This window comes from Marinifilum sp. (assembly GCF_965230805.1).
In the GTDB taxonomy this organism is placed as follows: domain Bacteria; phylum Bacteroidota; class Bacteroidia; order Bacteroidales; family Marinifilaceae; genus Marinifilum.
In genome coordinates, this window is the sequence record NZ_OZ246019.1 from 2,160,223 (window position 1) to 2,186,102 (window position 25,880).

Here is a 25,880-nt window from a genome sequence, read left to right on the forward strand (position 1 = left end):
TGTTAAGATAACATTCTCCTTTATTGGTAAAAAATTCTAAATTTGTCATCACGCGATATTAATGATCCAAAAATAAATAGTAAATGTCACACAATACAGGCAAAATTGTACAGGTAATCGGACCTGTAATCGATGTAAGTTTTGAGAAGGAAGGCGCTAAGCTTCCTGAGATTTACGATTCTCTTGAGGTCGTGATGGAAAACGGTAAAAATTTGATAGTTGAGTGTCAACAGCACATTGGTGAAAATACTGTGCGCGCAATTGCAATGGATTCTACTGACGGGTTACGCCGTGGAATGGATGTAATTGCAACAGGTTCTCCGATAATTATGCCTGCCGGTGATAAAATCAAAGGTAGACTTTTGAATGTTGTTGGTGAAACCATCGACGGTATTGATAAGGTAGACAAGGAAGGTGGATACCCTATTCACAGAACTCCTCCTGCTTTTGAAGAATTAAGTACCGAATCCGAAGTTTTCTATACAGGTATTAAAGTAATCGACTTGATTGAGCCATATGCAAAAGGTGGTAAAATTGGTTTGTTTGGTGGAGCTGGTGTAGGTAAAACTGTATTGATTCAAGAGTTGATTAATAATATTGCAATCGGACAAGATGGTTTGTCTGTTTTTGCAGGAGTAGGTGAGCGTACTCGCGAGGGTAACGATTTGCTTCGTGAGATGATTGAATCGAAAGTAATCCGTTATGGAGATGAGTTCGAAGAAGACATGGAGAAAGGTGGATGGGATCTATCAAAAGTAGATAAAGATGCTTTAGATAAATCACAGGTATCACTGGTTTTCGGTCAGATGAACGAGCCTCCTGGAGCACGTGCTCGTGTGGCATTGTCAGGACTAACAGTTGCAGAAAGTTTACGTGATGGTGATGAGAAATCAGGTGGTCGCGATATTCTATTCTTCGTTGATAATATTTTCCGTTTTACTCAGGCAGGTTCTGAGGTATCAGCACTATTGGGTCGTATGCCATCAGCAGTAGGTTACCAACCAACACTTTCAACCGAAATGGGTATCATGCAGGAGCGTATTACTTCTACCAAGCGAGGATCCATTACATCGGTACAGGCAGTTTATGTACCTGCGGATGACTTGACCGACCCTGCACCGGCAACAACCTTTGCCCACTTGGATGCAACAACGGTATTGAATCGTAAAATTTCAGAGTTGGGTATTTATCCTGCGGTAGATCCATTGGATTCTACATCTCGTATCCTAACTCCGGATGTAGTAGGTGAAGCACATTATACTTGTGCTCAAAAAGTAAAAGAGATTCTTCAGCGTTACAAAGAGCTTCAGGATATCATTGCCATTTTGGGTATGGAAGAACTTTCGGAAGAAGACAAGCTGGTTGTGCACCGTGCTCGTCGTGTTCAGAGATTCTTATCGCAGCCTTTCCACGTTGCTGAGCAGTTTACAGGATTAAAAGGATGTTTGGTATCAATCGAAGACACAATTAAAGGTTTCAACATGATTATGGATGGTGAAGTGGATCAATATCCTGAGGCAGCATTCAACCTTGTAGGAACCATTGAAGAAGCCATCGAAAAAGGTGAGAAATTACTTGCTGAAGCAGAAGCATAATCAAGTATAAAGCTTAAGAGCTAAAAGCTATAAGTACACTTTATTTGTAGCTTTTTACTGATAACTGATCATTGTTAACTGATAATTGATAAATATGCATTTAGAAATAGTGACACCGGAAAAAAATCTGTATTCAGGAGAAGTAGTTTTAGTTCAATTACCTGGTAAAGATGGATCTTTCGAGATACTGAATAATCACGCTCCTATTGTTTCTACCCTTGAAAAAGGAACCATTAAGTTGAGACCTTTAGAAGGAGATGACATCTATTTTGAGATTGGTGGAGGAGTTATAGAATGCAAGAAAAATGTAATTTCAGTATTGGCTGATAGTTAAATAAAAAGTAGTTGGTGCTAGCATTTATAGTAGCTGGCACTGATTCTAGATATTAAAAAGAGACTTTGAAGATATTTCAAAGTCTCTTTTGTTTTTTCTAGAGCTATTGTGAATCCGAACTTAAGTCGGAATCCCAAGCTGTTCACTAAAAATTTGTTACTTTTGCTTCTCATTAGAGCAATTGTCAAAGCTGTAAAGCATCTTGATACTCGATACTAAAATCTTGATACTCTGAAAAACATGCCTAAAAAATTTCTAATCATTCGATTCAGTTCGATTGGTGATATTATTCAGTGTATGACCGTTTTGGACGGAATACTAAACCATTATCCTGATGCTGAAATTCATTGGATCGCAAGAAAGGACATGTCCTCCTTCCTGGCCATGGATCAACGAATACATAAGGTTTGGGGATTTGATCGTCAAAAGGGTTTTAAAGGCCTTCTGGAGCAAGCAAGGCAGCTTAAACAGGAAAAGTTCGACTACGTGTATGATGCGCACTCAAACATTCGCTCTATCATTCTAAAAACAGTTTTGGTGCCACGTTGGAAGCGATGGTTTGGAATTGGGCCAAAATTTACCATGCGGAGCAAAGATCGAATCAAAAGAATTTTGCTGTTCAAATTCAGAATTGATTGCTTTCCAATGCCATTTAAAGGAATGTTATCCTTCCGCAAGCCTCTTATAAAATGGGGAATTGATGATTATTCTAAGGTAAATGAGAATTGGTATTTTCCTTCGGACTTGAAGCAAAGAATGGATCAACAGGTTTTTGGAAAGCTGAAAGGCGATCAGCGAAAGCTTGTTAGCTTGGTTCCGTCGGCGGCATGGCAAATGAAAAGATGGCCTGTTTCGCATTGGCAAAAATTAGTAGAACTTCTTCCGGAGTACCATTTTATGATTCTGGCAGGGCCGGATGATGTATTCTGCAAAGAAATAGAAGAAGTTGCCCCGGAGCGAGTGCTTAATTTGAGTGGCAAAACCAATCTCTTGGAATCTTGTTATTTGGTTCAAAAGTCGAATTTGGTGATATCAGGAGATACGGGTTTTCTGCATGCTGCTGATAAATTTAATATACCAGCACTTTCGTTAATGGGGCCAACTGCATTTGGATTTACAAGCGGAGAGCATGTAAAAACCTTGGAAGTTGATATGAAATGTCGCCCTTGCACCAAGGACGGATCGGGCAAATGCAAGATGAAAATCTACCAACAATGCATGGTGGACATTCATCCGAAGCGAGTGGCCGATGAGGTGAAAATGTTAATGAATTCTTAAATCGGACTTTAGGGTATTTTAATTCTTTCTACTTCTTATTTTTTATGATACCTTAGACTAGTCATGAGATAAGAGCAGCGAAATTTGATTATCAATTGGAATAATAAACCAAACAAATTTCTCTGATCTAATATCTCACATCTATAATCTAATATCTAAACAGGATGAAAAACTTAGCATTGCTACTAATGGTTTTAGTAGGAGTTTATACCAGCCAAACCATTGCACAAAGCAAAGAGAAAAAAGAATGCAAAAAAGAGTGTTCTAAACAAAAGTGTGACAGCAAAAGCTTTTACAGCTACAAAATGAAATCTCTGCAAGGCGAAGAGGTTAATCTGGAGAAATACAAGGGGAAGGTTGTTTTGGTGGTGAATACTGCAAGTAAATGCGGTTTAACGCCTCAATACAAGGGTTTAGAAGCCATGTACAAGAAGTACAAGGATCAAGGTTTAGTAATTTTGGGTTTTCCTTGTAATCAGTTTTTGGGGCAGGAACCCGGAACAGCTAAGGAAATTGGAGATTTTTGCCAAAAGAATTATGGGGTAAGTTTCCCGATGTTCGAAAAGATTGAAGTTCGTGGCGAGAATGCTCATCCATTGTATAAGATGTTGACATCAGAAAAGTCTTTTAAAGGATTTGATGGTTCACCATCAGGCCAAAAGTTCAAAGGCTTTATCAGCCAAAGATTCCCCGAAATTTACGAAGGGGATGGTGTAAAATGGAACTTCACAAAGTTCTTAATCGACAGAGAAGGAAAAGTGGTTCAGAGAATTGAACCAAACATTGCTCCTGAAAGTATGGAAGATGATGTGAAGAAACTGTTATAAATGAAGAGAGCTCCCAAGGGAGCTCTTCTTTATTGATTTAATTCTTCAGGTCTGTATTATGCTACAATTTCTCTAATGTGAATTCTTTTAAACCAATCTACGAAAAAGCTCATTCCTTCTTTGAATGATACCTTTGGATCGTATCCAATTAGATTTTGTGCTTTGGTAATGTCAGCATAGGTTTGGTCTACATCGCCGGCTTGCATGGGCATACGATTGATTATGGGTTTAATGCCTGAAGTCTCGGCAATGCATTCAATCATTTCACTTAAGCGAACAGGGTAGCTGTTGCCCAGGTTAATGGTTTCGAATACTTTGTCATTTGCAAACAGGTATTCGCAAGTTTTCAAAATTCCATCAACAGTATCTTCTACATAGGTATAATCGCGGGCGGTACTGCCATCGCCAAACACCGGAATGGCTTCTTCCTTTGTCATTAACTTTAGGAATTTATGAATGGCCAAATCGGGTCGCTGACGAGGACCAAACACTGTGAAGAACCTCATGTTAATGATATCCAGATGATACAAATGATGATAAGAGTGGTTTAAGATCTCGCATGCTTTTTTTGAGAAAGCGTAGGGAGAAATTACCTTGTCAACATTCTGATCTTCGGTAAAAGGAACCACTTTGTTGTTTCCATAAACCGATGATGATGAGGCAAAGGCAAGTTTCCGGATTCCTTTTTCATTCATGAAATCCAATACATTTCGCGTTGCCGTGATATTGCTATCAATATAACTTTGCGGATTCTCGATAGATGGTCTTACTCCTGCTTTTCCTGCCAGGTGCACAATTAAATCAATCTCCTCATCAATACAGTTCAAACTTTCACTTTCACGCAAATCGATTTCGTAAAAATCGAAATCACGATTGCGAATAAAGCCTTCCATATTGTCCATTTTGATGTCAAGAGAATAAAATGGATCAAAATTATCCACACCTATCACCTTATAACCTTCATTTAACAGTTTCTCAGTTAAATGTGAGCCAATAAAACCAGCACAACCTGTTACCAGGATTGTTTTCTCATTATCTCTTCTCTGTGCAATTTTCATAGCCTTTTCGTCTTATACGTTCAAAAATGATTTGTCAAAATTGACAATCTCAAATCATTAAACCAATGAGAGTTTAATACTCTGGTATTGAATTAATAAAAGTTTCATTTTTACAATCAATTGGAAATGATTTCTTAATACTAATTTGATAATATGGTAAGTTTCTTTCGACTTGTTTCGGAATCGTTAAGAGGCGTAATCAAACTGACATATTTTTTAAAATGCGTCTTGTTTCTTCTCTTACCTGCTCGTTGTTTATTATTGTCGTACTGATCAATTATTGAGATCTGCATCTTCTTTATTTGCTCAGGTAAGAATACATCCTCTGGATTTTCGGTTGAGATTACTACAAAGGGCTTTTTTTCAGGCAAATTAATCTGTTCTTTAGTATTCCATTCTTTTACTTCTTTTCCAATTTCGTAAACGAGTTCAATTCTAAACTGGTGCTCTCCAATGCTGTAGTAGTTGCAATGCTGTATATCTGTTATATTTCTAACTTCAGCTATACTCTTGAATTCCGGATTTCGATTTAAAATGCCTCCTGTATGCGGAATAATGAAAATAACAACAATTAATAGTAAGGCAGTTGTGCTTATGATCATACCCCTAATATTTCGATTGATCCAACAGATGATTAGACTCACAGCAATGAGTTCTGAGAAAATGGAGAATAGAGCAAAAGAGTGAAATGACATTAATTTCTCATGTTGAAACATAAAAAATGCAGCAATCGGAATTGAAAAAGCAAGAATGGCAATGATCCAAATGTTGATGCCAAACAGCAAACGATCCATTTTATTGGAACAATCATTCTTAAAAACAATGTAAAAATGATGAAGCAACTGTCCTGTCAATAAAGCGGAAGGAATTAAGACTGGTAAAAGGTATCGGTCTTTTTTCTCGGGGATAATGGATAGAAGAATGATCGAAGATAAAGTCCAAATCAGTGCAAACTTGTATTCCTTTTTTGCTTTAAAATTTTTAAGAGCATAGGGAACAAACAAGCTGGTGATTATAAAAAACGTCCAGATTCCCGATTGAATAGGAAAATTCCAATAGTAATAGAACGGACGAACATGACGATTCATCCACGATCCTGATTCGAGTTTGGATACTGTCGCTGCTTCCTGAGCATGTGTAAGTGTAATATAAACCGGCCACCAAAAACTGATGACTACAAAAATAAATAGACAAAGTGCAATTGGCTTCCAATATCGCCTTAGGTTCTTAGGCTTGTATATTGTGAAATAAGCAATGAAAAAGGGCAGAAGTAGAGCAAAAAATGCGACTGGCCCTTTACTTAGAAAGGATAAACCTAAGAAAACGCCTGCAAAAGAGAACTTAAGCCATAAACCATTACTATTTTTAAAGGAATTGTGGATTAGCCAGATGGCACCTAACATGAAAGAGTGACAATAAATATCCCAGGTTCCTGTTCTGCTCATAAATAGCACATAAAAGCTTGTAAGCAATATAAGGCTGTTGCTTAGCGCTTTTGTTCTGTTTCCATTTAAACTAAGGGTAAATTGATACATGAAAAGAACCATTAAGGAACCCATTATTCCAGCAGGAAAACGAAGCATGCTTAAGTTTTCCATACCGAACATACTGCCGAATATTGCGGTAATCCAGGTTGGTAGCGGAGGTTTAGCCAATCGCAATTCTCCGTTCATGGTCGGTAGCAGCCAATTGTTTTTTTCAATCATTTCGCGGGCGGTAACAAAGTTTCTTGCCTCCATGATATTTACAAAAAACTCGCTGTTGAAAAGAAAAAAGGAGATGTAACATGCAATAATCAGAATTATAACATGAGTGTATCGATTGTTATCCAGTATTGAATCAAGAGTCATTTTTGTTGATTTGCAGAGTTCAATTGAAGTTTATTTTTTCTGATGAGTATGATGTTTCGGGCATAAACAATGATTCCAAATCCTTGTCCGATAAACAATACCGGATCGGCACGATAAATGGCATAAGACAAAATCATGCACGAGCCTGTAATACTAATGATCCAAAATCCCATGGGAAGAATAGATTCCCCTTTACGCTCGGAGTAAATCCATTGGTATATGAATCGGAAAGTAAAAGTGATTTGTCCGGCAATTCCCCAAATTAAAAGCCATAAGGGGATATCGTCATTTTTAAATAATTGTTGATAATGTATATCCCAATGATTAAGAATACTTGCAAAGGCAATAAGTGGTGTTGCTAATGCGATAACCCTAGTAACTAAGGGAAGCTTTTTCCATCGGTTTTGTAATTGTAAATTGCGGATATAAATGCTGTAAGCAATAATTTGTCCAAGAATGATGGCAAAGTCATCTCGCAATAAACCATATATGAATAATAACCAGGAAGCCAGAATACTTAATTGCCAAAAAATACTTGGCGAAATGGAATTGCCGGCTTTTTCTGATTTTATCCATTGAACAATTAAACGCGCAGAGAAAAGTGCCTGAGCTAAAAAACCAATTGAATAAACAGATAAGTTTTCCATTAAGCCTGATTTACGATTTCGTAATTGATGTAGCGTTTTTTCATCCAGCGGTAAGCAAAACAATCTTTAAACGGACCAACCAAACGATTAAAAAAGTGGTATTTGGCTTCGCCAGCAACTCTTGGGAAGTGACGAACGGGAATTTGTTTAATTTTACCCTTCTGCAACATGATTAAAGCAGGAATAAATCGATGCATACCTTTAAAAAAAGGAATCTTTTTGGCATATTTTGCTTGCAATATCTTTAAAGGACATCCGGTATCTATGGCTTTGTCTTTTGTCATAAATCGGCGAAAGCCATTGGCTATGGTCGAACTCATGTTTTTTACAAAACTGTCTTTTCTGTTTTGTCGATATCCTGTTACCAAAGCATAATCATGACGATATTTCATGAGTAAGTCAAAATCGAAAGGAGAAGTCTGTAAATCGGAATCAATATAACCTATAAATTCGGTGTTTGCATGATCGATGCCCGCTTTAAGAGCTGCACTTAAACCTAGATTTTTGCTCAGTTGCAGGTAATGAAACCGATCAGAACTCTTACAAATGGCTTCAATAAATAGTTGACTGTTATCAGTAGATCCATCATTTACAAATAACACCTGCGATGGGTGCGGAGAAGTGGAAAAATAGGATGTAAATTCATCCTTAACTCTTTCAAGATTATCCTCTTCGTTAAAAACAGGAACTACAATAGTAAGTTCAAACTTAGCTTGGAAAATGCTGTGATTCATATCTGCTGTTTGGTTTCCGTTTAAATATTATGGAATAAAGGAAAGCAGCAGATCTAACAAAAACCTAACAATTAGGTAACATGAAGGTAAAAGTGTGTTTAAAATCCTTAAAAGAGTATTCAATTTTCATCCCATAATGATCTGCAATCTTTTTTACAATTGCCAATCCAATGCCAGTGGAGTTATTGCTTTTGCTTTCTTTATAAAAGCGTTTAAATATCAAATTGGGTTCTTTTATTGGTGTTTCACCAAAGTTTGAAATACTGAATTGTGTTTTGAATAATTTTATTTCAATAATTTTGCTGGCAGGACTGTGATTAACCGCATTGCTTGTAATGTTCTGGATCAGTAGACTGGCAAGTCGCTTATCCATTTTCATTCGACACGAGCCGGAGTATTGAATATCTGCACTAAGGTTCCGATCCTGAAGGATATCTTCCAAATGATTCACTCGCAAGCGAAAGAGATCCAGCATGACAATTTCTTCAGTTTCGTTGAACTGTCCGTGATCAATTTTAGCCAGAAGCAGAAGAGCTTTTGTAATTCCCGATAATCGGTCGGTTGAAAGATATATTTCTCGTATAGACTGAATTGTATCATCATCCAAATCAGTTTTCGAAAAAAGATTTTCACACTTGTTTCTAACAATTGCCAATGGAGTTTGGAGTTCATGAGCAGCATTGGCCGAAAAGTCTTTCGATGCTTTATAATCTTTTTCCAATCGATCCGACATTTTTGTGATCACTTGGTTCAGATCATCAAACTCATTAATACCTGTATCATTTAGCTTCAATTGTTTATTGTTGGCAAATGAATATTCTTTTAACAACTCCACATTTTTATTAAAGGTTCTCCAAAGAATGGCATTCATTTTTTGAGTAAAGAGAAGAACAAGTATAAATATTAATCCCAGGATGGTAGTGATAAGCGCTGTGAATAAGGCAAAAATATCATCAAATTCCATTAGCATTTGGCGAGTTATAATTTGATAATTTTTTTCCTTGATTGATTTGTATGTAATTAGTTCTCTAAAAGGAACAAGTTCATCTTCTTTGGGATCATAGATTAATGTGTCTTTTGTTGTTTCATTTTTGATATCGGAAAAAGAAATCTCTTCAGCAATATCAGTAGGGTAAACGCTTAAAAAAGTACCTTTTTCTTCTATGGTTTCTGCAATTACCTCAGCCTCCATTAGCAGTTGTTGATCAATCTCTTCTTTTAGAATGATATTGCTTAGTAAGATGATAACAAGGTCGGCAATTAAAAAGACAAGAATGCCATATCTTAGGTAGGTGCGGTTAATTTTGCTTAGAAGTTTCATCTTTTTATGCTGGTTTCATGTTTAATGAATTTCAATTTTGTAGCCGAAGCCATGAACGGTTTTAATGTAGTTTTTACCAGTGTATTTTTTCAATTTTTTTCGCAAGCGATTAATGTGAGTATAGATAAAGTCAGAATTATCCATAAAAACTGAATTTTCTCCCCACACATGTTCAAATAAACTCTCTTTGGTTAACACTCTGTTTTCACTTTCAATAAAATAAAGCAAGAGATCATATTCCTTTTTGCTAAGATCTACATTCTTTCCATTAATTTTTACCGATCTATTTTGTGTTTCAATTTCAATGTTTTCAAAAATAATATTGATTTTATCGGTGTGGAAATTACGACGTAACAGAGCATTAATTCTAGCGTTTAGCTCCGATAAGTGAAACGGTTTTACCAGATAATCATCGGCACCCAGATTTAATCCATCTACACGATCTTCCAGTTTTTCCCTGGCAGAAATAATAATAACTCCGGTATCATCCCAATTGGATTTGATAAAAGAGATACAATCAAGTCCGTCGCCATCGGGCAATCCTAGATCCAGAAGAATAATTGGAAAGAATTTCTTTTCGAATATCTCCTTAGCCATCGAAATCGTTGTGGCTTTTGTGCATACAAATCCTGAATTTTCAAGAAACTCAACAATGGTTTTTTGTAAACTTAAATCATCTTCGATTATTAGGATTTCTTTTTTCATTCGTTTAAAATTTACTCCATTTGCCGAATGGAAGCCGCAAGATTAAAATAATCATTGCCGCTTGTGTGTAATAATTATTCTGATCGTGCCCGTTTCATTTTTGAATCTCTGTTCAGATTATATCAAATAACAAACTTACGAAAAGCAAAGAATATTTTAACGATCAAGTTTTTTTTTACATTTTTAAGTAATTTCGAATCATAAGCTATTCATAAAAAACAATACGGATGGGCAAAATTCGCGAATATTTTGATATTACAATGAACTTCCTGAGTAGGGGAGTGTGGAACATGCGTTTGAAAGATTTATCGGGACACCGTTATTTTCTGATCAGGCAATTGCGAATTTACCTGTTGGCAGTGAAAGGATTTTATGAGGACAAATGCCAGTTGAGAGCTTCGGCCTTAACATTTTACTCATTGCTTTCGGTAGTTCCGGTTTTGGCAATGGGTTTTGGAATTGCCAAAGGATTCGATTTGGAAGGAAAACTGGAAGCGGAATTGAAAGCTAATTTGGCTGGTCAGCAAGAGGTTTTAACCTGGCTGATTGAGTTTGCCAATAAAATGCTCGAGAATACCAAAGGATCGCTGATTGCCGGATTAGGATTTGTAATCCTATTCTGGTCGGTGGTAAAGGTTTTAAGCAATATCGAGGAATCGTTTAACGATGTTTGGCGAATTAAAAAGCCAAGAACCTGGGGACGAAAGTTTAGCGATTATACTGCACTAATGATATTTGCCCCAATACTTTTGATTGGTTCCAGTGGTGCTACCGTTGTTTTGAAAACCATGATTCAACAAATTACACAGGGGAGTGGCTTGATGGAAACCGTAGGCCCTTTTCTTACCTTCCTGATCAATTTAGCGCCTTTCTTTTTGGTGTGGGTGCTGTTTACTCTGCTTTATACATTCATGCCTAATACGCATGTAAAGTTCAAATCGGGATTAATAGCTGGGATTATTGCCGGAACCATTTATCAAATATTCCAGGTCTTGTACATCGAGTTTCAGGGAATGGTAACCACCTACAATGCTGTTTACGGTAGTTTTGCTGCCCTGCCATTGTTCTTAATGTGGTTGCAATTGAGTTGGCTGGTGGTTTTGTTTGGAGCAGAAATATCCTTTGCCGAGCAGAATGTGGAAAATTACGAGTACGAAGCCGAAACGACAGAGATATCCTACGATTACAAGCGTTTATTGAGTTTGTATGTTTTGAATTTGATTGTGCAAAATTTCAAACAAGACAAAAAGCCCTTGTGTTCTCAGGAAATATCTCACCAGTTGGAAATGCCAATTCGCTTGGTGCGAGAGATATTATTCAATCTGCTTAGTGCCGGTCTGATTTCGGAGCTAACCACCGAGAAAGATAAACAAATGGCCTATCAGCCTGCCTTCGACATTAATGAAATGACCGTTAGTAAGGTGATTGATTTATTGGAGAAATGGGGATCTGATAAGATTCCGGTTCTGGAAACCGAAGTGTATGCCGATTTAAAACTGATTGTGGCAGAGTACAGGAAATCTTTCTCGGTTGAGGGAAGAGAGATTTTGTTGAAGGACATTTAGAATGTATCAAGACACAAGTATCAAGTATCAAGAAAAGTATGATGTGATTATGTGAGCAAAATAGAAAGAATATAGTGTAAATTAATATTAGCAGTTATAGTCTTGATACTATAATCTCGCTACTCAATACTAAAAATATGATTTTCATCTTTGGAGCCAACGATAAAGTAATAGAACAACGTCAATCATTTCAGCAGGAACACTGCTACAATTGCAACAATACAACTCACTGGATTTTGGAAAAGAATGCTACCTATGCCAGTTTGTTTTTTATCTCGGTTTTCCCAATAAAAACGAGGTACATCTATTATTGTCCGATTTGCAAAAATGGAAGGCAGTTGGAGAAAGAGGAATATGAAAGATTGAGGTAATTACTCAATTCCCAATTAATAATTACTGGTTTATCCTAGGATTGAGATATTAAGGTATCCCAAAAGCCAAGTCTGAGTACCTAAATTTCAACTAAATGAACAACAAAACTGTTATCGCCATCTTTGCCTTGTGTATATTATTGATTTCATCATGTGCGAAGAAAGAGAAGAAAGAACTGCCTAAAATTGCTATTGCAGGATTCTGGATTGAATGCAGTACTTTTTCGCCTGCCAAGAGCGAGGCTAAAGCCTTTAAGCAATTAAGAGGAGATGAGATTTTCGATTATTATCCGTTTTTTGGTGTAGACTCTACACTAAGAAAACAAGCCAATTGGGTGCCAACCTTAAGGGCTCGTGCCATTCCTGGCGGAGTAGTTACCAAAGAAACTTACGAAAGCTTCGTGAAAGAGATATTGGAAAAACTTAAGGTGAACGGTCCGTTTGATGGCATGTTTTTAGATATTCATGGCGCAAGCAGCGTTGAGGGAATGGATGATCCGGAAGGGGATCTGATTAGCAGAATTAGACAGGTTGTAGGAACCGACTGCTTGATTTCAACCAGCATGGATTTGCATGGGAATGTAACCAAAGAGTTGGTAAAACAAACCGATTTAATAACCTGTTTCCGTTTGGCTCCACACGAAGATGCCATGGAGACCAGAAGAAGAGCCGTTCAGAATCTTGTAGATCGACTAGAGAGCGGAAAAGGCAAACCTAAATACAAGGCATGGATTCCGGTTCCGGTGCTATTGCCCGGCGAAAAAACCAGTACTCGCATTGAACCGGGCAAAAGTCTGTATGCTAAAGTTGATCCGCTAAGCAAACAGGAAGGCGTGATTGACGCTGCAATATGGGTAGGCTATGCATGGGGCGATGCACCACGAAACATTGCAACAGTTACTGCCTATGGCGATAACAAGGAGGAAGTGGCCAAAGCAGCCGAATACCTTGCAAAAAGCTTTTGGGATGTGCGAAAACAATTCGAGTTTGTAGCTCCGGTAGCCAGTTTGGATGAAAGTTTACATGCAGCCATTAATAGCGATAAAAAGCCTTTTATCATTAGTGATATGGGCGATAACCCAACAGCAGGAGGTGCCGGTGATGTGACCTGGACACTTGCCGAGCTTTTAAAAAGACCGGAGTTTAAAAAGGCAAATGGGCCTAGCTTAATTTATGCTTCAATTCCAGGACCAAAATTCGTTGAGAAGGCTGTGAAATTGGGAGAAGGCGCGATGATTGAGGCAGAGGCCGGTGCAAATGTTGATTCACGTTACTCGGGGCCAGTTTTGCTGAAAGGAAAGATTGAAAAAATAAGACATGGCGATAAACATGCCGAAACCGAAGTGGTGGTGAAAGTAGGAAGCATGCATGTAATTGTTACAAAAATTCGTAAGCCATACCATCACGAAGCTGATTTTACCAATTTGGGATTGAATCCGCGTAAGACGGATATTGTAATGGTGAAAATCGGCTATTTGGTGCCAGAACTGTACAAGATGCGTGGTGATTGGCTGATGGCCCTTACTCCAGGAGGTGTTGATCAGGATTTAATTCGCTTGGGGCACAAACGCATACAACGCCCGATGTTCCCATTCGATGCTGATATGGAAGATCCCGACCTGTCGGCTCGCATGATTCCATTGGCGAACGAATAAAACACAACAGTTACCTATTAACGCGAGTTCGACGTAAAATTCTATCCACAGAAAGTTCTATTTGGGATAGATTTGCATTAAAAATTTGGAAAGAATAGCGTGCTATTTTGAGGAATTTTTAATGTGAAGATGTCGTAAAGAGAACTTTCCATTATGTGTTTGCCTGCTTTCGGCATAAATTTCCTCAAATCTTCTTGAAATATCCCGATATTCCTTCGAAAATTTGAGAAAATTTCTACTCAAAATCAGATCAAACTGTGAACGAATTTTACGTCGAATTCACGTTATTAGGTATAGGCGCACGGCAGTGCGTCTTTTTTTGTGCCTTATTGTGTGCTTGTGTTTACATGCTAAACAGAAAAGAAATCAATCATAAACCAGAGGAAATATCATTGATAAAAGTATAAATCATTTGTACAATCCTAAAAAACTTTTTGTTATTTTAGTAAAGTGATGTAAAGAAAGTTAAATCACTAACGAATTTGTTGCTTTTAGAAGTAGATGATGCTAAAATGATGGTGTGTGTTTTATAAATAATTGTAAAATTTAAAATTACAATGTTAAAAGGTATCACAATTCATTATAAGAAAAGAAAACAGGCATAAATTTGATTAAGGAAGGTTGATAATGATAAATCGAAAGTAAAGCATTGTAGTTCGAAAGTATTTGAGGAGTGTACGAAGTCTAAACAATGTTATGCGAAAGCCTCTGTTTGGTTAACGATCCACGATTATAGATAAGCGATAGTTAAAGAAAAATCTACGCAAGTATCTTAATTAATAAAAATGGTATATAACTTTACTGCTTGTGTAAAGATCTTTTAAGAGAAGACAATACTTTAAATCAGGATAAACCCGATACAGATATCAGACTTATGAACAAAGCCCAAAAACGCATATTCAAACAAGCCATACGATTGCAAGAGTTTAGCGCACATAGTGCAATATTACAAAGCGATCCTTTCTATCAGGAGGCTTACCAAAAACTGCATGCTTTGGTGAATGAACTGGAAGAGTTGAATCAGATGCAATATCAAAACAAGGGTAAAATGGCTTTCGACAAGCAGAAAAGTCGTGAGCAATTAGAGTCGCATTGTTTTCAGGTGGCTTGTTTGTTAAAAAGCTATGGTAACTTTTATCATTTTGTACCTTTTGCTTGCTTAAAAGGATATGGAAAAAACCAGCTTTACAAGTATTCCGGAAATAATCTATTATCAAGTTCGGTAAGCCTGCAGAAAATTATCGAGGAATATCCTGAGGAGAGTGAGAAGGCTATGGTTGGGGATTTTTGGGAACAGGAATTGAAGAACAGCATAGCCACCTTCGATAAATTATTGGATGATCCGAAATGGCGAAAGAAAGAACTGAAAGCAACAGGCGAGAGTATACAGGATAGATTAAAGCAATACCAAAATTTGCTGAATCATGTAATCGTGCCCTATGTAAAGGGCAAGTATGCAAGCACCGACTCCGACTTGCTTTTTGATGTGGAAAATGTATTGAGATATGAAAAGATCCCCAGACGAAAAATCAGTTTGGTAGGAACGATTAAGGATGATCGGGGTGTTCCTGTGCATCGGCCAAGACTAACGATAGACAATAAAAAAACCATGGTGAAACGAGGTGCAAAGGGTAACTTTTTTATCAAAAACCTAAGCGCAGGCCGGCATAGTTTGGTGTTTACCTGCAAGAACTATGAAAGTGTGACAAAAGAAGTGATGATTGTAAAGGATAAGCTTTGCAGGCTGGATGTGGTGATGAAAATGAAAACAATTCGTAATTTTTGAAAGCGAAATTCATAATACCCATATTGCCATGAAATTCCTGCTCGCCCTTACCATTTCGATTATTGCTTTTTCTTGCAGTAATCCTGTTGATGAGAATAGAATCATCGATTCGGAGCAATTCGCCGAAATCGTATCACAGAAAGACAAAACACTGGTTTACATCTATACTACTTGGTGCAGCGGTTGCCGCAAAAGTTTAGAGCAAACCTTGCCCAAGCTTATGCACGATATCAATACAGAAGATTATCAGCTGGTGCTGATTGCGGTTAGCAAAAACAGGGCAGAGGTAGACTCATTGGTAGCCGCCAGTGCTTTAAGCAATAGTTCTTATTTTCTGGATTTTATTGGTCCCGATAAAGGCAAATTCCAATCGCTAGGGATTAGGCAGTTTCTCACTTCTAATTTTCCTGATGATAAGATCTACACAGGAGGAATTCCTGTTTTTTTTCTTGTGAATCGGGATAAGAAGATCCTGGAAAAGAAGCTTCCGCATGCTTATGATGAGGTGGTGGAGTTGTTGAATTGAAAAGGGACTTGGTTAAAATATGTGCATGCTATTTTTCTTGCAGATTGGCGCAGTTTGCAGGTAGTGTTTTTCGAGTCATACCCTGACATTTACAGCTTGGTAATAGTCAGAGCATGACTTAGGGGATGGTGCTTTTTTTTGTGTTTTCTTGGAATAGAAACGAAACACAGGAACTCTTTTCGATCATGACAAATAAAAAACCCCTTGCAGGATGAATGCAAGGGGAAGTAATGGTTTAGATATCCTTGTTTTAATTATTCGCCAATAAACTCACCGTCTTTCATATTTTGGAAAGTTGGGTTGTATTTACAGCTTTTTACTTTCCAATTTTCTTCGGATAGAGAGGCTACTGCATTCTGCAGACCTGAAAAATCGTTTAGGTTGGCACAGTTGATAATCTCTACTCTTCCAATTTTTGTAACAGTAGTAAATGCATTAAGATCTGTTATAGGGCATCTGGAGGCTGCTCCTGTCCAATTGGCTCCTTTTATCTTCAGTTCACTTGAAATTTCGGTTAAAAGTGGCCATTCGAGGGTTTTCAAAGCCCATGGGACCATCAGGTTGAATCGGTCCATTTTTTTGAGCTTTGGTGCTTTTATACTGATCAAATCAACCAGTCCTATTTTTAATTCACCAATGCTTTCCAAATCGGTAAATTCCAATTCGGTTTGATCAGAACCAGAGGTTTGAGAATATGCATTTAAGTCTTTTACCGACTCAATGGTAATCTTGGGCAGATTGTATTGTGATACCTTTAGCTCTCCGGATATTGTTTCTATTCCCTGAAGAGTTGGGAATGCAGTTGCTGATTTATATCCATTCAAAATGAGTGTGTTTAGGCTTTTTGGTAAATTTAAGTTCTCCAACGCATAAGCACCTCCTAATTCAATACTTTCAAGATCTGAGATTTTTGAAAAGTCAAGACTTTTAGTTTCTGCGATTTTACTATATTCTATCATTGGGCAAGCGCTAAGTTTTGGAAAAGCAATCTCTTCAGCAGCCACGTTAGAAATATAGAGTTCCGTACCAATATTTGTAAGTTCAGGACATTTTATCTCTTTAACAAATGCTGTGTCCCAAGTACCCGAAATCTTAAGAGAACCTGTGCTCGTTAATTTTGGCAATTCCACTTTAAGCAAAGCAATAAGGCCAATTAGATCTAAATTATTGTTTACTGTTGTAAGTTCGGGAAGGTACAATTCTTCAAGAATCCCATTCGAGCCAACATTAAAAACAATTGAGTTGGCATGTGTTAGTTTTGGCAAATTTAAGCTAAGTAATGAATCAAGGCCTTTTAAATTAACTTGATTAACATTTTTTAGCTCATCAAGTTTTAGATTATTTAATTGTGTAAGAGAGCTTAGTTTTAAATTGCCACCAATGCTAGTCAGTTTTGATAAATCTATTTCTTCATTTGTTTTCAGATGAGTAAAAGAGACTGAACCAAGTACCGATGTAAGCTTGCTTAACTCAAGTTTTTTCAGCACATTGTTTGATCCTGCAACGGCTTCATTTTTTTCTGATTGAATACTAAAATTTCCATAAATGTTATTTAGAGATGAAAGTACAATGGATTCGATAGAGTCTGAGTTAATGGTAACAGCATATGCATTTTCAAGTTTTGGAAAATCAACACTACTCACTTTTGCAGTATTTACATATACTTTACCAACTGAAGCTAATGATTCAAATTGAATCTCGACTTTTTGCTTGGGATTGAAAGCTTTGTCTTGGTTTCCAAAATAGATGTTTCCGGCTTTTTTGAGCTTTTTAAGTGCATTGAACTGATCCAAGCCAAAAGAATCTTTAATTACAATGTTTTTCGATACTTCTGTAATGTTATTCAGTGCATCAAGGTTTTCAACATCGTCAATAATAAGATTACCATCAATTATTGTGACACCTTTACTTGCAAAAGCATCAACATCGGCTTGTGTTAATAGGCTCACGTCGCCATTGCTGCTTATTTGGTTTTTAATTAGGGAAAAATAATAGGTTTTTTCTTCGTTGTTGTAAGATTTTACCTTGAAATCAAGCGTTTTATCCCAATCGCTTATGGTTTTAGGATCTGGCGTGATTTCTGATAGTTCGGAGATTTGATATTCTGCTTTGGCATTGCTTAAATCTACATTTGCGTTAATTTCAATGGTAATGCTATCGCCTGTAATTAAAGCATCGTATTGTGTGCCATCTTTTACCAACTGAAAAAAGCTGATATAATTGTCTGTTCCTTCGAAAGGACTATCGTCATCGCTACAACTGCAAAGACCGATGAAAAGGCCCAATGCGGCCATTATGATTTTATTCTTCATTTTGTATGATTTCTTATTAAAACTAATAGAAGATGGATGAGTGAAATAATAGGTTTTGTACGAATCATTTCACCATTTTAATCTCTTCTGTTCCGACTTAATTGTTGCTGTATTTACCGTCTTTCATATCTGTATAATCAGGATTATACAAACAATCCTGAACAGTCCACTTGTCTGCTGTTAACGACCCGATCACATTTTTTAAGCCTGAAAAATCTTTTAATTTTCCGGCAAATTTTATTTCTACGCTGCCTGCATTGCTTAATGCTGAGAAAGCATCCATGTTTTCAATAATACTTCTGGATGCTTGCCATTTGTTGTTTCCACCAAAGAAATTTAATTGTCCGTTAATATTTGTTAGTTTGGGTAATTTGATATCTGTTAAAAGCGTACACCCTTTAATGGAGAAGTTGTTACCTACGGTTGTTAAGTCAGGAGCTGACAAACTTGTAAGATTTTGAAGACTGATAATTTCAAGATCTTCATCAATTTCTTCTAAGCTTAAGAGGTTTACCAATTCAAATTTGTTTGTATTGTTGATGTATAATTTATTGATCTTTTTAATTCCATCAATTTTTATCGTTTTCGCATAACATGATCTGATATCCAGAACACCTTTAATCTCTTCAAGATCTTTAAGTGTTGGGAAATCATAAGTTTTTCTGCGGAAATCAATGTTTACGTCTCCACTTAATACCGGAGGTGTTTTAAACACGCTTAGTTTACTACATTCCACAAGCTTTAAGTTACTCAGGTTTGTTATGTTAGGATTTTCGAAACTTGAAAGGCTTTTGGTTCCTAACAGCGCTATGCTGTTGCAAGTATTTAAATTCGGTAACGAAATACTTTCCAAAAACGGAGTAGATTCGATTGACAGTTCTCCTTTAATACAATTTAATTCTGGAAATTCAAGTTTTATTGAAGAAGCAAAACGAATGGTAAAATCTTCCTCGATTGTGCGCAAGGCCGGCAAGTTGATGCTTGTCAGGTTTAAACTAAATATGTTTAAACTTGAAATGTAAACAGAAGAAGCGGAATCTAGCTTTCGAGCGTAAAACTCAGTCATTCCGTCATTGTTTTTAATGTTTAGGAGATTGCCTACTGAAGTAAGTTCAGGCAAATCGATTTTCGGTATTGATCTGATATACTGCAATTGCAAATCGCCACCTGTCTTTTTTAGCTTGGATAAATTCAACTCTTTCACTTCCCAGAAGTTCTCAATCCACAGCTTTCCTCCTACATGGTTTAGTTCAGGCAGCTTGATTGCTCTAAGAGATGTATTTGAATTGATCTCTTGGTAGTTTTTATTGCGAACTGCTTTCAAACTAAAATCGGCTGTACATTCCTCTAAAGAAGAGAAGTTTATGCTTTTTAGTTCTTTTGAGTTGATATAGATCTCGTTAGCTTTGTTCAGTTTTGGAAAGGACAAAGATTGAATGCTATCAGAATTAATTATCAATTGATTTACCTGTTCTAAGTTGTAAAATTCCAAATCGGATACTTTAATTGCATTAGCTTGCTCTTTAATTGAACCTAAGTAGATGCCGCCTGCATAGTTGATATTGCTTAATCCTCCAAAATTAGCGGATGTAGCCGAACTGTTTATTACAATGTTTAAATCAACAGTAGTAAGCTCGCTAAGGGGCGTAAGGTCTTTAATGGTATCAAACTCAACAGAAGGAGTGGTTGTGTGGCCAATAATCAAGTTACCATTGATTTTAGTGATCCCTTTTTTGGCAAACTCTACCAGATCGGCTTGGGTTAATAAAACCACATTATCAGGATCAACCACATCAGTTCTGTGTACAGTATACTTGTAACTTGCAAATTCATTGTTCCAGGCATTTACTCTAAAGATTTGTTCTTCGTTCCAGTTGTTTACGGTTTTAGGATCTGGTTGAAGACTAGCATTTTCACTTAGAGTGTAATCAGCATTGGCTGCAGATAAGTTAATATTTTGCGGTACAGTGATGATGATTTCATCTTTGGCTATTGAAGCCGGATATTTTACACCATCTACGGTTAATGCAAAAGAAATGACATGAGCATTATCTCCTTTAAATGGATTATCTTCATCAGAGCAGCCTAAGAGTAGGGTGGTTGTTAAGAAGATTAATAAAAATCTATTTATAATTGTTTTCATCTGTTTTATAATTTCTCTTGATTTGACAGATGGAAGCTGCAAGATCAAAATAATCATTATCGTGTGTGCAATAATTGTTTTAATCATGCTCGTTTCATCTGTTTTAAATTTTACATTGTCAGCTGGTCTCGAAGGTTTTCAAGAATTGGATGTATTTCAGTATTTATTAAAATCTATCATTTGAATGCTTCGTTGTAAACCAGTACAGGTCGGTTTATGGATTTGTTTTTACTTAATCAGGTTAAAATCTATAAAACCAAATACTTCTGTAGAATTTTCACCAAGCCAACCAGCCTTAATGTTTAAACCTCCAACAACTTTAACAAAATCGATATATTCTAAATTTGCGGGTGAACCATCGTATTTAATGGCATTGCTAATCTTAAAGTGATTGCCATTTGCTGCAGCACTGTAATTAATATCATCAGTTAATCTGTCAATAGAGCTAAAATTATCTACATATCCCCACTCAAACTCTTCGTTGTGCCAGTATCCCGGAGAAGTTTCTTTGGTTCTTGATTTAAGACGAGTACCTCTTAACGTATAGGTGTCAGCTTCAACCCAAAGAGGATAGTAATAATCTTGATTGTGCCAAGCGCCCAGGTAATCGATGCATCCGGACATTCCTTGATTGTCGGTCCATTGCACTGGTAATCCTGGGTTTTTTGGTCTGTAATAGGTTACTGCATAGTCTTTAATCGTTGTACTGTTTTCTGTATCAGATCCTTTCAATTCATACCAAGTGTCGTTTGGTAGTCCATCACCATTCTCATCCTGCATTACCCATACAATTCCAGGCTCAGAAGATCCTTTGAATGAATTTCCTTTGATTTGGATATTGTAGTCCCCGTCGTTTTCAATACTGTGATCGAAACCTACAACAATGCTACCTCCAAATCCGCCTAACGAAACATATGCATTTTTTTCTAATCGATCCTCAGCATATTGTGCAGCTTCTTCATTTGTATACACAGTATAATGTTCGTTTACAAACTGTCCGGGAGCTGGTAAAAAGCTATATACTTGGTTCCAATTTTTGGAATTTGCCGAAGAAGCTTTTCGTTTATAAGTTCCTTCAGGAGCACAAACATTAACGATAAGGTTTTGCGTAACTTGTGCATAGTCGTTTTTCATGCTAACAGAAACGGAGTGTTTACCTTGTTCGCTGCTAGAGAAAGCGTACCATTCCTGATCACCTTTTTGTTTTTCTTCACCATCCACGGTCCAAATAAACTCACCACCTAGAGCATTGCTAATATCATAAGCCATTAGCCTGATAGTTCTGCCAGATGACATATTGTATTCAGTTTGATCGAATACCCAGGAGAAAGGCAAATCTTCAGCATTGCATACCTTAATTGGAATACTTAGCTGATCAGATCCATCCTCATTGGTAGCCTTAATGGTTAGTTTAAATTCACCAAGCTCAGTTGAAGAAAATGAATAATCTTTGCTAGTTGCCTTTTCTTGTCCATCAATTGTCCATGAATAAGTTGATTGATCACCATTTTCGACATTCGGTTTTAAATCTAAATTAGATCCTTTTACAATGGTGAAACCATTTTTAGGAATGTTGATAGAAATCTGTGGTAAAACAAGATCCACTACAGCAATTTTCATTTCCAGGAATGCTGATCCCACACTGTTCACCACATCCAGTGTTAAGAACTTATCTCCAAGCTCTTCGGCTTCGTATTCAAGAGTTGGAGAAGTACTCACAATTTTTCCGTCAATTTTCCATGCAAATACCGCATCTTCAGCAAATTTGTAGAAAGGTGAAATGTTTAAGGTTTTCCCTATTTTAACCTTAAAGCTTACACTATCTCCCTCCAATCCAATGGTAGGAGCTAATATTTCCACATCGTCATCATCACTACATGAGTGCAAACAAAGTACCATGCCACATAGTAGCAATAGCACGCCCTTTAGAATTGTTGTTTTCATTATTTAAAAATTTAGTTGTTTATTACTGCTTTATGGGTGAATACCATGTGAGCAGGAATATCGCCGGTGGTTACAGACCATTTTCTAATTCCGTCACTGGTAAAACAGTGGAGTGTTCCTGGTGTCACATAGTCTTTGGCATCTGTAACGAAGAATTCACCACTTTCAGGATTCACCATAAGGCCATATGGTATTTTAATTTTTTTGTCGGTTCCGTCTTTAATAAAGTTTCGTGTGACAACACGTTTGCTTTTAACATTCATAATGGCATAAGTTATGGTATTGCTGTTTGTTAGGTAGCTCCACTCTGTGCTGTAAATGTAAAGGGAATCACCACAGAGAGTCATGTTGCTATTGGGTAACAAATCGAATTTATCAGTAACGATATCCGTATGCGAATCGATTACAAAGGTTTTTGAAGGAGTATCGTAATAGTCACCGCGTGATGACACCCAGATGTTGCCATACTTGTCGAGTTCCAATCGGTGTAGGTTAATGCCAACCTCAATTTTCTTGATCTCCTTAAAGCTATCTAAATCAATTACTGAAACTGTGCTGTCGTAGTTGGGAACCCTGTAGCCGCCAGAATTGGCTACGTACAGTTTATTACCAACAATTACCATTTCGTCTGGTTGATATCCCACCACGCAGGTATCAAGAACCGTTAGGTTGGTAGTATCCATTTTGGCAACATACCCAAGACGAGCATTGGGATCAATTTTTACAGGGCCGGCATAAGAGCTAACATAGGCATATTTACCTTTAAAAGTGATATAACGACAATTGGGAATGGATACAGCTTTGATATGCTTCACGCTACGTACATCCATTACCTCAACAAAATGCGAACAGTTGATAATGGCGTATAACTTGTCTCCATAAATTTGAATGTCGTTGCCTACATCACCAAGTTCTCTTGCTACACCTGGATTTCTATCCGCATATATATTTTTGTGGTATTTTCCGGTTTCATAATCGAAGTAATCCAATGTTGCTTTATTGCTCCCCATATTTCCTTCGTTTAAGAGGAAAAAGCCTTTTATGGGACCAGACTCTTCGGGTGTAGTGATTTCAGTTTCGGTTGGGCTAATTATCTCTTCGTCCTTTCGGCAGGATGCAAGAAATACTGCCACCATTAGCAACAAAATAGAAAATTTTGTATAGGCTTTTCTCATAAGATAAGATTGAATTTAAGTTTGACATTGGTTCCTGGCATTGGATAACACTGAACCACCTCATATTGTTGGTCTAGTAAATTGTTTACTTCTCCGGTTAATCGTAAAGAATATTTACTGAATTGGATCTCTTTAGAAATGGACAGATCATGAGTGTACCATGGCTGAGCATAATTTTCTTTTATATTTGCAACAGCTTCATATCTTTCACCTGTATAGATGAAGCTATAGTTTAGCCCCCAACCTTTATGACTAATGTTAGAAACTACCGATCCACTGTGCCAAGGGATGTAAGGAATTTGCCCACCGTACCACTCACTGCTTCTATCTGTAAAGTCTTGTGCTTTTTGATAGGTATAATTTAATAGTGTATTTATAGAAACATCTCTGAACTTGAACATTGTAGAAATAGAAGCATCAATGCCCCTAATTTCAACTTCTCCCAGATTAATCATTGTCCATCTAAATTGATTTGAGGTGGGCATGGCAATGATTTTATCTTCTACCTCGTTGTAGTAGGCATCTACTTTAAGTTTAATGCTTTTTATCAATCCTGATTCGAATAACTTATGATAGGTTGCTCCAATGTTATACTGTGTGGTAAATTCCGGATTCAGATTTTTATTCCCGATAAAAGTGTAGTACAAATCATTAAATGTGGGCAATCTGAAAACTCGTTTGTAAAAAGCTCGAATATGAAAATTGTTTTCAGAGAAAGGTTGATAGGAGAATACTAGCGTTGGAGTAAATTCACTCATGTTTTTCGCTTTTCCCCCCTCAACTTTTGTTGAATTTATAACCCTTGTATGTAGTAAACTTCCTTGAACTTTTAATCTTGTAAAACAGATAGAACTGGCCAGAGCATTCAAGTAGGTATATCTTTCAGGGTAGACAAAATTGATTAAATCGGCATCAAGGGTATTGTATTGTATATCGCTTGCCAGAGAAACACTCCACAAATCATTTACACTGTAGAGTTGAGCAGCAGAGAAATATGCTTCTTGTTGTTTGTAGTGATTATTCACATACATGGTAGAAACATCTAATCTGGGATCTGACAAATAGTGCATATAGTCATAAGCATATTTGGCATTCAACAATAGGCTGTAATTGGTTGTCAGCTTTTTCTTAAAGGATCCCTGAATAAAAAAATTATTGTCCCACTGTCTGTCCTGATGTCTGAATTTACCAGGTTCTTCTCTGACGGAAGCACCTGGATATCCGCGTTCTGAATCATATAGATACAGTTTTGTTTTCCAGTTTCCACTCTTAATTTTACCGAATAAACTTCCTTCAACACGTATCATTTTAACATCGCCGTTTTTTCTGGTTTCAGTGGTTTTGTATCCATCTTTTTTTGCATAGGTAAATTTGTATTTTCCGGATGTATACATATATTCAGTGTTGAAAGAACAGCTTATTTTATCATTGAGTTTGTGTTCCCACAACACACTCGGGTTATACAAGTCAAAAGATCCGGTTTTGAATCCTACGTTTAGATGATTTGTTTTCGAATCCTTAAAGATCGGAGTCTTGGTTCTTAAGAATAAAGCACTTGCTGAAGCATAGTTTTTCGCAGGCTGGAAAAGAGCACTTTTCTGTCCATTGTAAATGGAGATTGCTTCCATATTATCTAAAGAGAACCTGCCAAGATCGACAATGCCATTTTGAGCATTCCCAATTTGAATGCCATCATAAAAAACACCAACATGATGACTTCCCATACTCCTAACATTAACGGTTTTCAATCCACCAATACCACCATAGTCCTTTATTTGAATACCGGAAAAATATCTGATAGCATCTGCAACAGAGTGAGCATTAAGACTTTTAAGCTTCTTGCCTGATAAAACTTGAACAGGAATAATTTCATTCTGAACTTTGTCTCGGACAACATTAACTTCATGAAGATTGTATACTTTGCTTGTATCTACTTTCGTTTGCGAAGTGGCTGTATGACTGAGCTTAAGAATAAAGATTGCAATCAAACTAATTTTTAGGAATTTGTTCATGGTTTTATTTAAAAGAGATAGAGCGAATCTTTAGTTTAACGA

At 36.9% G+C, this 25,880-nt stretch carries 20 protein-coding genes; 9 read left to right on the plus strand and 11 right to left on the minus strand.

Annotated features, from left to right (window positions below):
* Positions 1 to 83: 83 nt before the first annotated feature.
* The 4 genes from atpD to ACO05S_RS08690 all read left to right on the plus strand — a co-directional run bounded on the left by atpD (position 84) and on the right by ACO05S_RS08690 (position 4,034).
* Positions 84 to 1,595 (plus strand): F0F1 ATP synthase subunit beta, encoded by a 1,512-nt coding sequence (gene atpD / locus ACO05S_RS08675; RefSeq protein ID WP_421921115.1) that lies wholly within the window; start codon positions 84 to 86, stop codon positions 1,593 to 1,595.
* A 94-nt stretch (positions 1,596 to 1,689) separates the two neighbouring features.
* A complete protein-coding gene (atpC, locus tag ACO05S_RS08680; protein WP_421921116.1) occupies positions 1,690 to 1,929 on the plus strand; it encodes an ATP synthase F1 subunit epsilon in 240 nt (79 codons plus the stop codon).
* Positions 1,930 to 2,169: 240 nt separating this feature from the next.
* The gene (locus tag ACO05S_RS08685; RefSeq protein ID WP_421921117.1) at positions 2,170 to 3,207 is read left to right on the plus strand and encodes a glycosyltransferase family 9 protein; all 1,038 of its coding nucleotides are present in this window, start codon (positions 2,170 to 2,172) and stop codon (positions 3,205 to 3,207) included.
* A 164-nt stretch (positions 3,208 to 3,371) separates the two neighbouring features.
* Entirely contained in the window at positions 3,372 to 4,034 is a 663-nt protein-coding gene (locus ACO05S_RS08690; protein WP_421921118.1) for a glutathione peroxidase, read from the plus strand.
* A gap of 56 nt (positions 4,035 to 4,090) precedes the next feature.
* Here the strand turns inward: ACO05S_RS08690 and ACO05S_RS08695 are convergent, their stop codons facing one another.
* The 6 genes from ACO05S_RS08695 to ACO05S_RS08720 all read right to left on the minus strand — a co-directional run bounded on the left by ACO05S_RS08695 (position 4,091) and on the right by ACO05S_RS08720 (position 10,349).
* Positions 4,091 to 5,092: a GDP-mannose 4,6-dehydratase gene (locus tag ACO05S_RS08695; protein WP_421921119.1), complete on the minus strand. Its 1,002-nt coding sequence runs from the start codon at positions 5,090 to 5,092 to the stop codon at positions 4,091 to 4,093.
* Positions 5,093 to 5,232: 140 nt separating this feature from the next.
* Complete coding sequence (locus tag ACO05S_RS08700) at positions 5,233 to 6,942, minus strand: ArnT family glycosyltransferase (RefSeq protein ID WP_421921120.1); 1,710 nt, start codon at positions 6,940 to 6,942, stop codon at positions 5,233 to 5,235.
* A complete protein-coding gene (locus ACO05S_RS08705; protein ID WP_421921121.1) occupies positions 6,939 to 7,589 on the minus strand; it encodes a lipid-A-disaccharide synthase N-terminal domain-containing protein in 651 nt (216 codons plus the stop codon). The genes ACO05S_RS08700 and ACO05S_RS08705 overlap by 4 nt, the downstream gene beginning before the upstream one ends.
* Complete coding sequence (locus ACO05S_RS08710; RefSeq protein WP_421921122.1) at positions 7,589 to 8,323, minus strand: glycosyltransferase; 735 nt, start codon at positions 8,321 to 8,323, stop codon at positions 7,589 to 7,591. Before ACO05S_RS08710 ends, ACO05S_RS08705 begins: the two co-directional genes overlap by 1 nt.
* Before the next feature lie 64 nt (positions 8,324 to 8,387).
* Positions 8,388 to 9,644, minus strand: coding sequence for a sensor histidine kinase (locus ACO05S_RS08715; RefSeq protein ID WP_421921123.1), 1,257 nt, complete (start codon positions 9,642 to 9,644; stop codon positions 8,388 to 8,390).
* A gap of 21 nt (positions 9,645 to 9,665) precedes the next feature.
* A complete protein-coding gene (locus tag ACO05S_RS08720) occupies positions 9,666 to 10,349 on the minus strand; it encodes a response regulator transcription factor (protein ID WP_421921124.1) in 684 nt (227 codons plus the stop codon).
* 227 nt (positions 10,350 to 10,576) lie between these two features.
* On the opposite strand from ACO05S_RS08720, the gene ACO05S_RS08725 reads away from it, so the two are divergent.
* The 5 genes from ACO05S_RS08725 (at position 10,577) to ACO05S_RS08745 (ending at position 16,252) form a co-directional block, all read left to right on the plus strand.
* Positions 10,577 to 11,914, plus strand: coding sequence for a YihY/virulence factor BrkB family protein (locus ACO05S_RS08725; RefSeq protein WP_421921125.1), 1,338 nt, complete (start codon positions 10,577 to 10,579; stop codon positions 11,912 to 11,914).
* A gap of 137 nt (positions 11,915 to 12,051) precedes the next feature.
* Positions 12,052 to 12,285 carry a zinc-ribbon domain-containing protein gene (locus tag ACO05S_RS08730; RefSeq protein ID WP_421921126.1) on the plus strand — a complete coding sequence of 78 codons (234 nt, stop codon included), beginning with the start codon at positions 12,052 to 12,054 and terminating at the stop codon, positions 12,283 to 12,285.
* A 95-nt stretch (positions 12,286 to 12,380) separates the two neighbouring features.
* A complete protein-coding gene (locus tag ACO05S_RS08735) occupies positions 12,381 to 13,940 on the plus strand; it encodes a M81 family metallopeptidase (RefSeq protein WP_421921127.1) in 1,560 nt (519 codons plus the stop codon).
* Between the two features lie 805 nt (positions 13,941 to 14,745).
* The gene (locus ACO05S_RS08740; RefSeq protein ID WP_421921128.1) at positions 14,746 to 15,726 is read left to right on the plus strand and encodes a hypothetical protein; all 981 of its coding nucleotides are present in this window, start codon (positions 14,746 to 14,748) and stop codon (positions 15,724 to 15,726) included.
* A gap of 28 nt (positions 15,727 to 15,754) precedes the next feature.
* A complete protein-coding gene (locus tag ACO05S_RS08745; protein ID WP_421921129.1) occupies positions 15,755 to 16,252 on the plus strand; it encodes a TlpA family protein disulfide reductase in 498 nt (165 codons plus the stop codon).
* 254 nt (positions 16,253 to 16,506) lie between these two features.
* Here ACO05S_RS08745 and ACO05S_RS08750 read toward each other — a convergent pair whose 3' ends face one another.
* The 5 genes from ACO05S_RS08750 to ACO05S_RS08770 all read right to left on the minus strand — a co-directional run bounded on the left by ACO05S_RS08750 (position 16,507) and on the right by ACO05S_RS08770 (position 25,838).
* Positions 16,507 to 18,564, minus strand: coding sequence for a hypothetical protein (locus ACO05S_RS08750; protein WP_421921130.1), 2,058 nt, complete (start codon positions 18,562 to 18,564; stop codon positions 16,507 to 16,509).
* A 97-nt stretch (positions 18,565 to 18,661) separates the two neighbouring features.
* Entirely contained in the window at positions 18,662 to 20,707 is a 2,046-nt protein-coding gene (locus tag ACO05S_RS08755) for a hypothetical protein (protein ID WP_421921131.1), read from the minus strand.
* Between the two features lie 228 nt (positions 20,708 to 20,935).
* Entirely contained in the window at positions 20,936 to 22,651 is a 1,716-nt protein-coding gene (locus ACO05S_RS08760; RefSeq protein WP_421921132.1) for a PKD-like domain-containing protein, read from the minus strand.
* A gap of 11 nt (positions 22,652 to 22,662) precedes the next feature.
* On the minus strand, positions 22,663 to 23,826 hold the full coding sequence (locus ACO05S_RS08765) for a DUF5074 domain-containing protein (protein WP_421921133.1): 1,164 nt from the start codon (positions 23,824 to 23,826) through the stop codon (positions 22,663 to 22,665).
* Positions 23,823 to 25,838 (minus strand): TonB-dependent receptor, encoded by a 2,016-nt coding sequence (locus ACO05S_RS08770; protein ID WP_421921134.1) that lies wholly within the window; start codon positions 25,836 to 25,838, stop codon positions 23,823 to 23,825. The genes ACO05S_RS08765 and ACO05S_RS08770 overlap by 4 nt, the downstream gene beginning before the upstream one ends.
* Positions 25,839 to 25,880 lie beyond the last annotated feature (42 nt).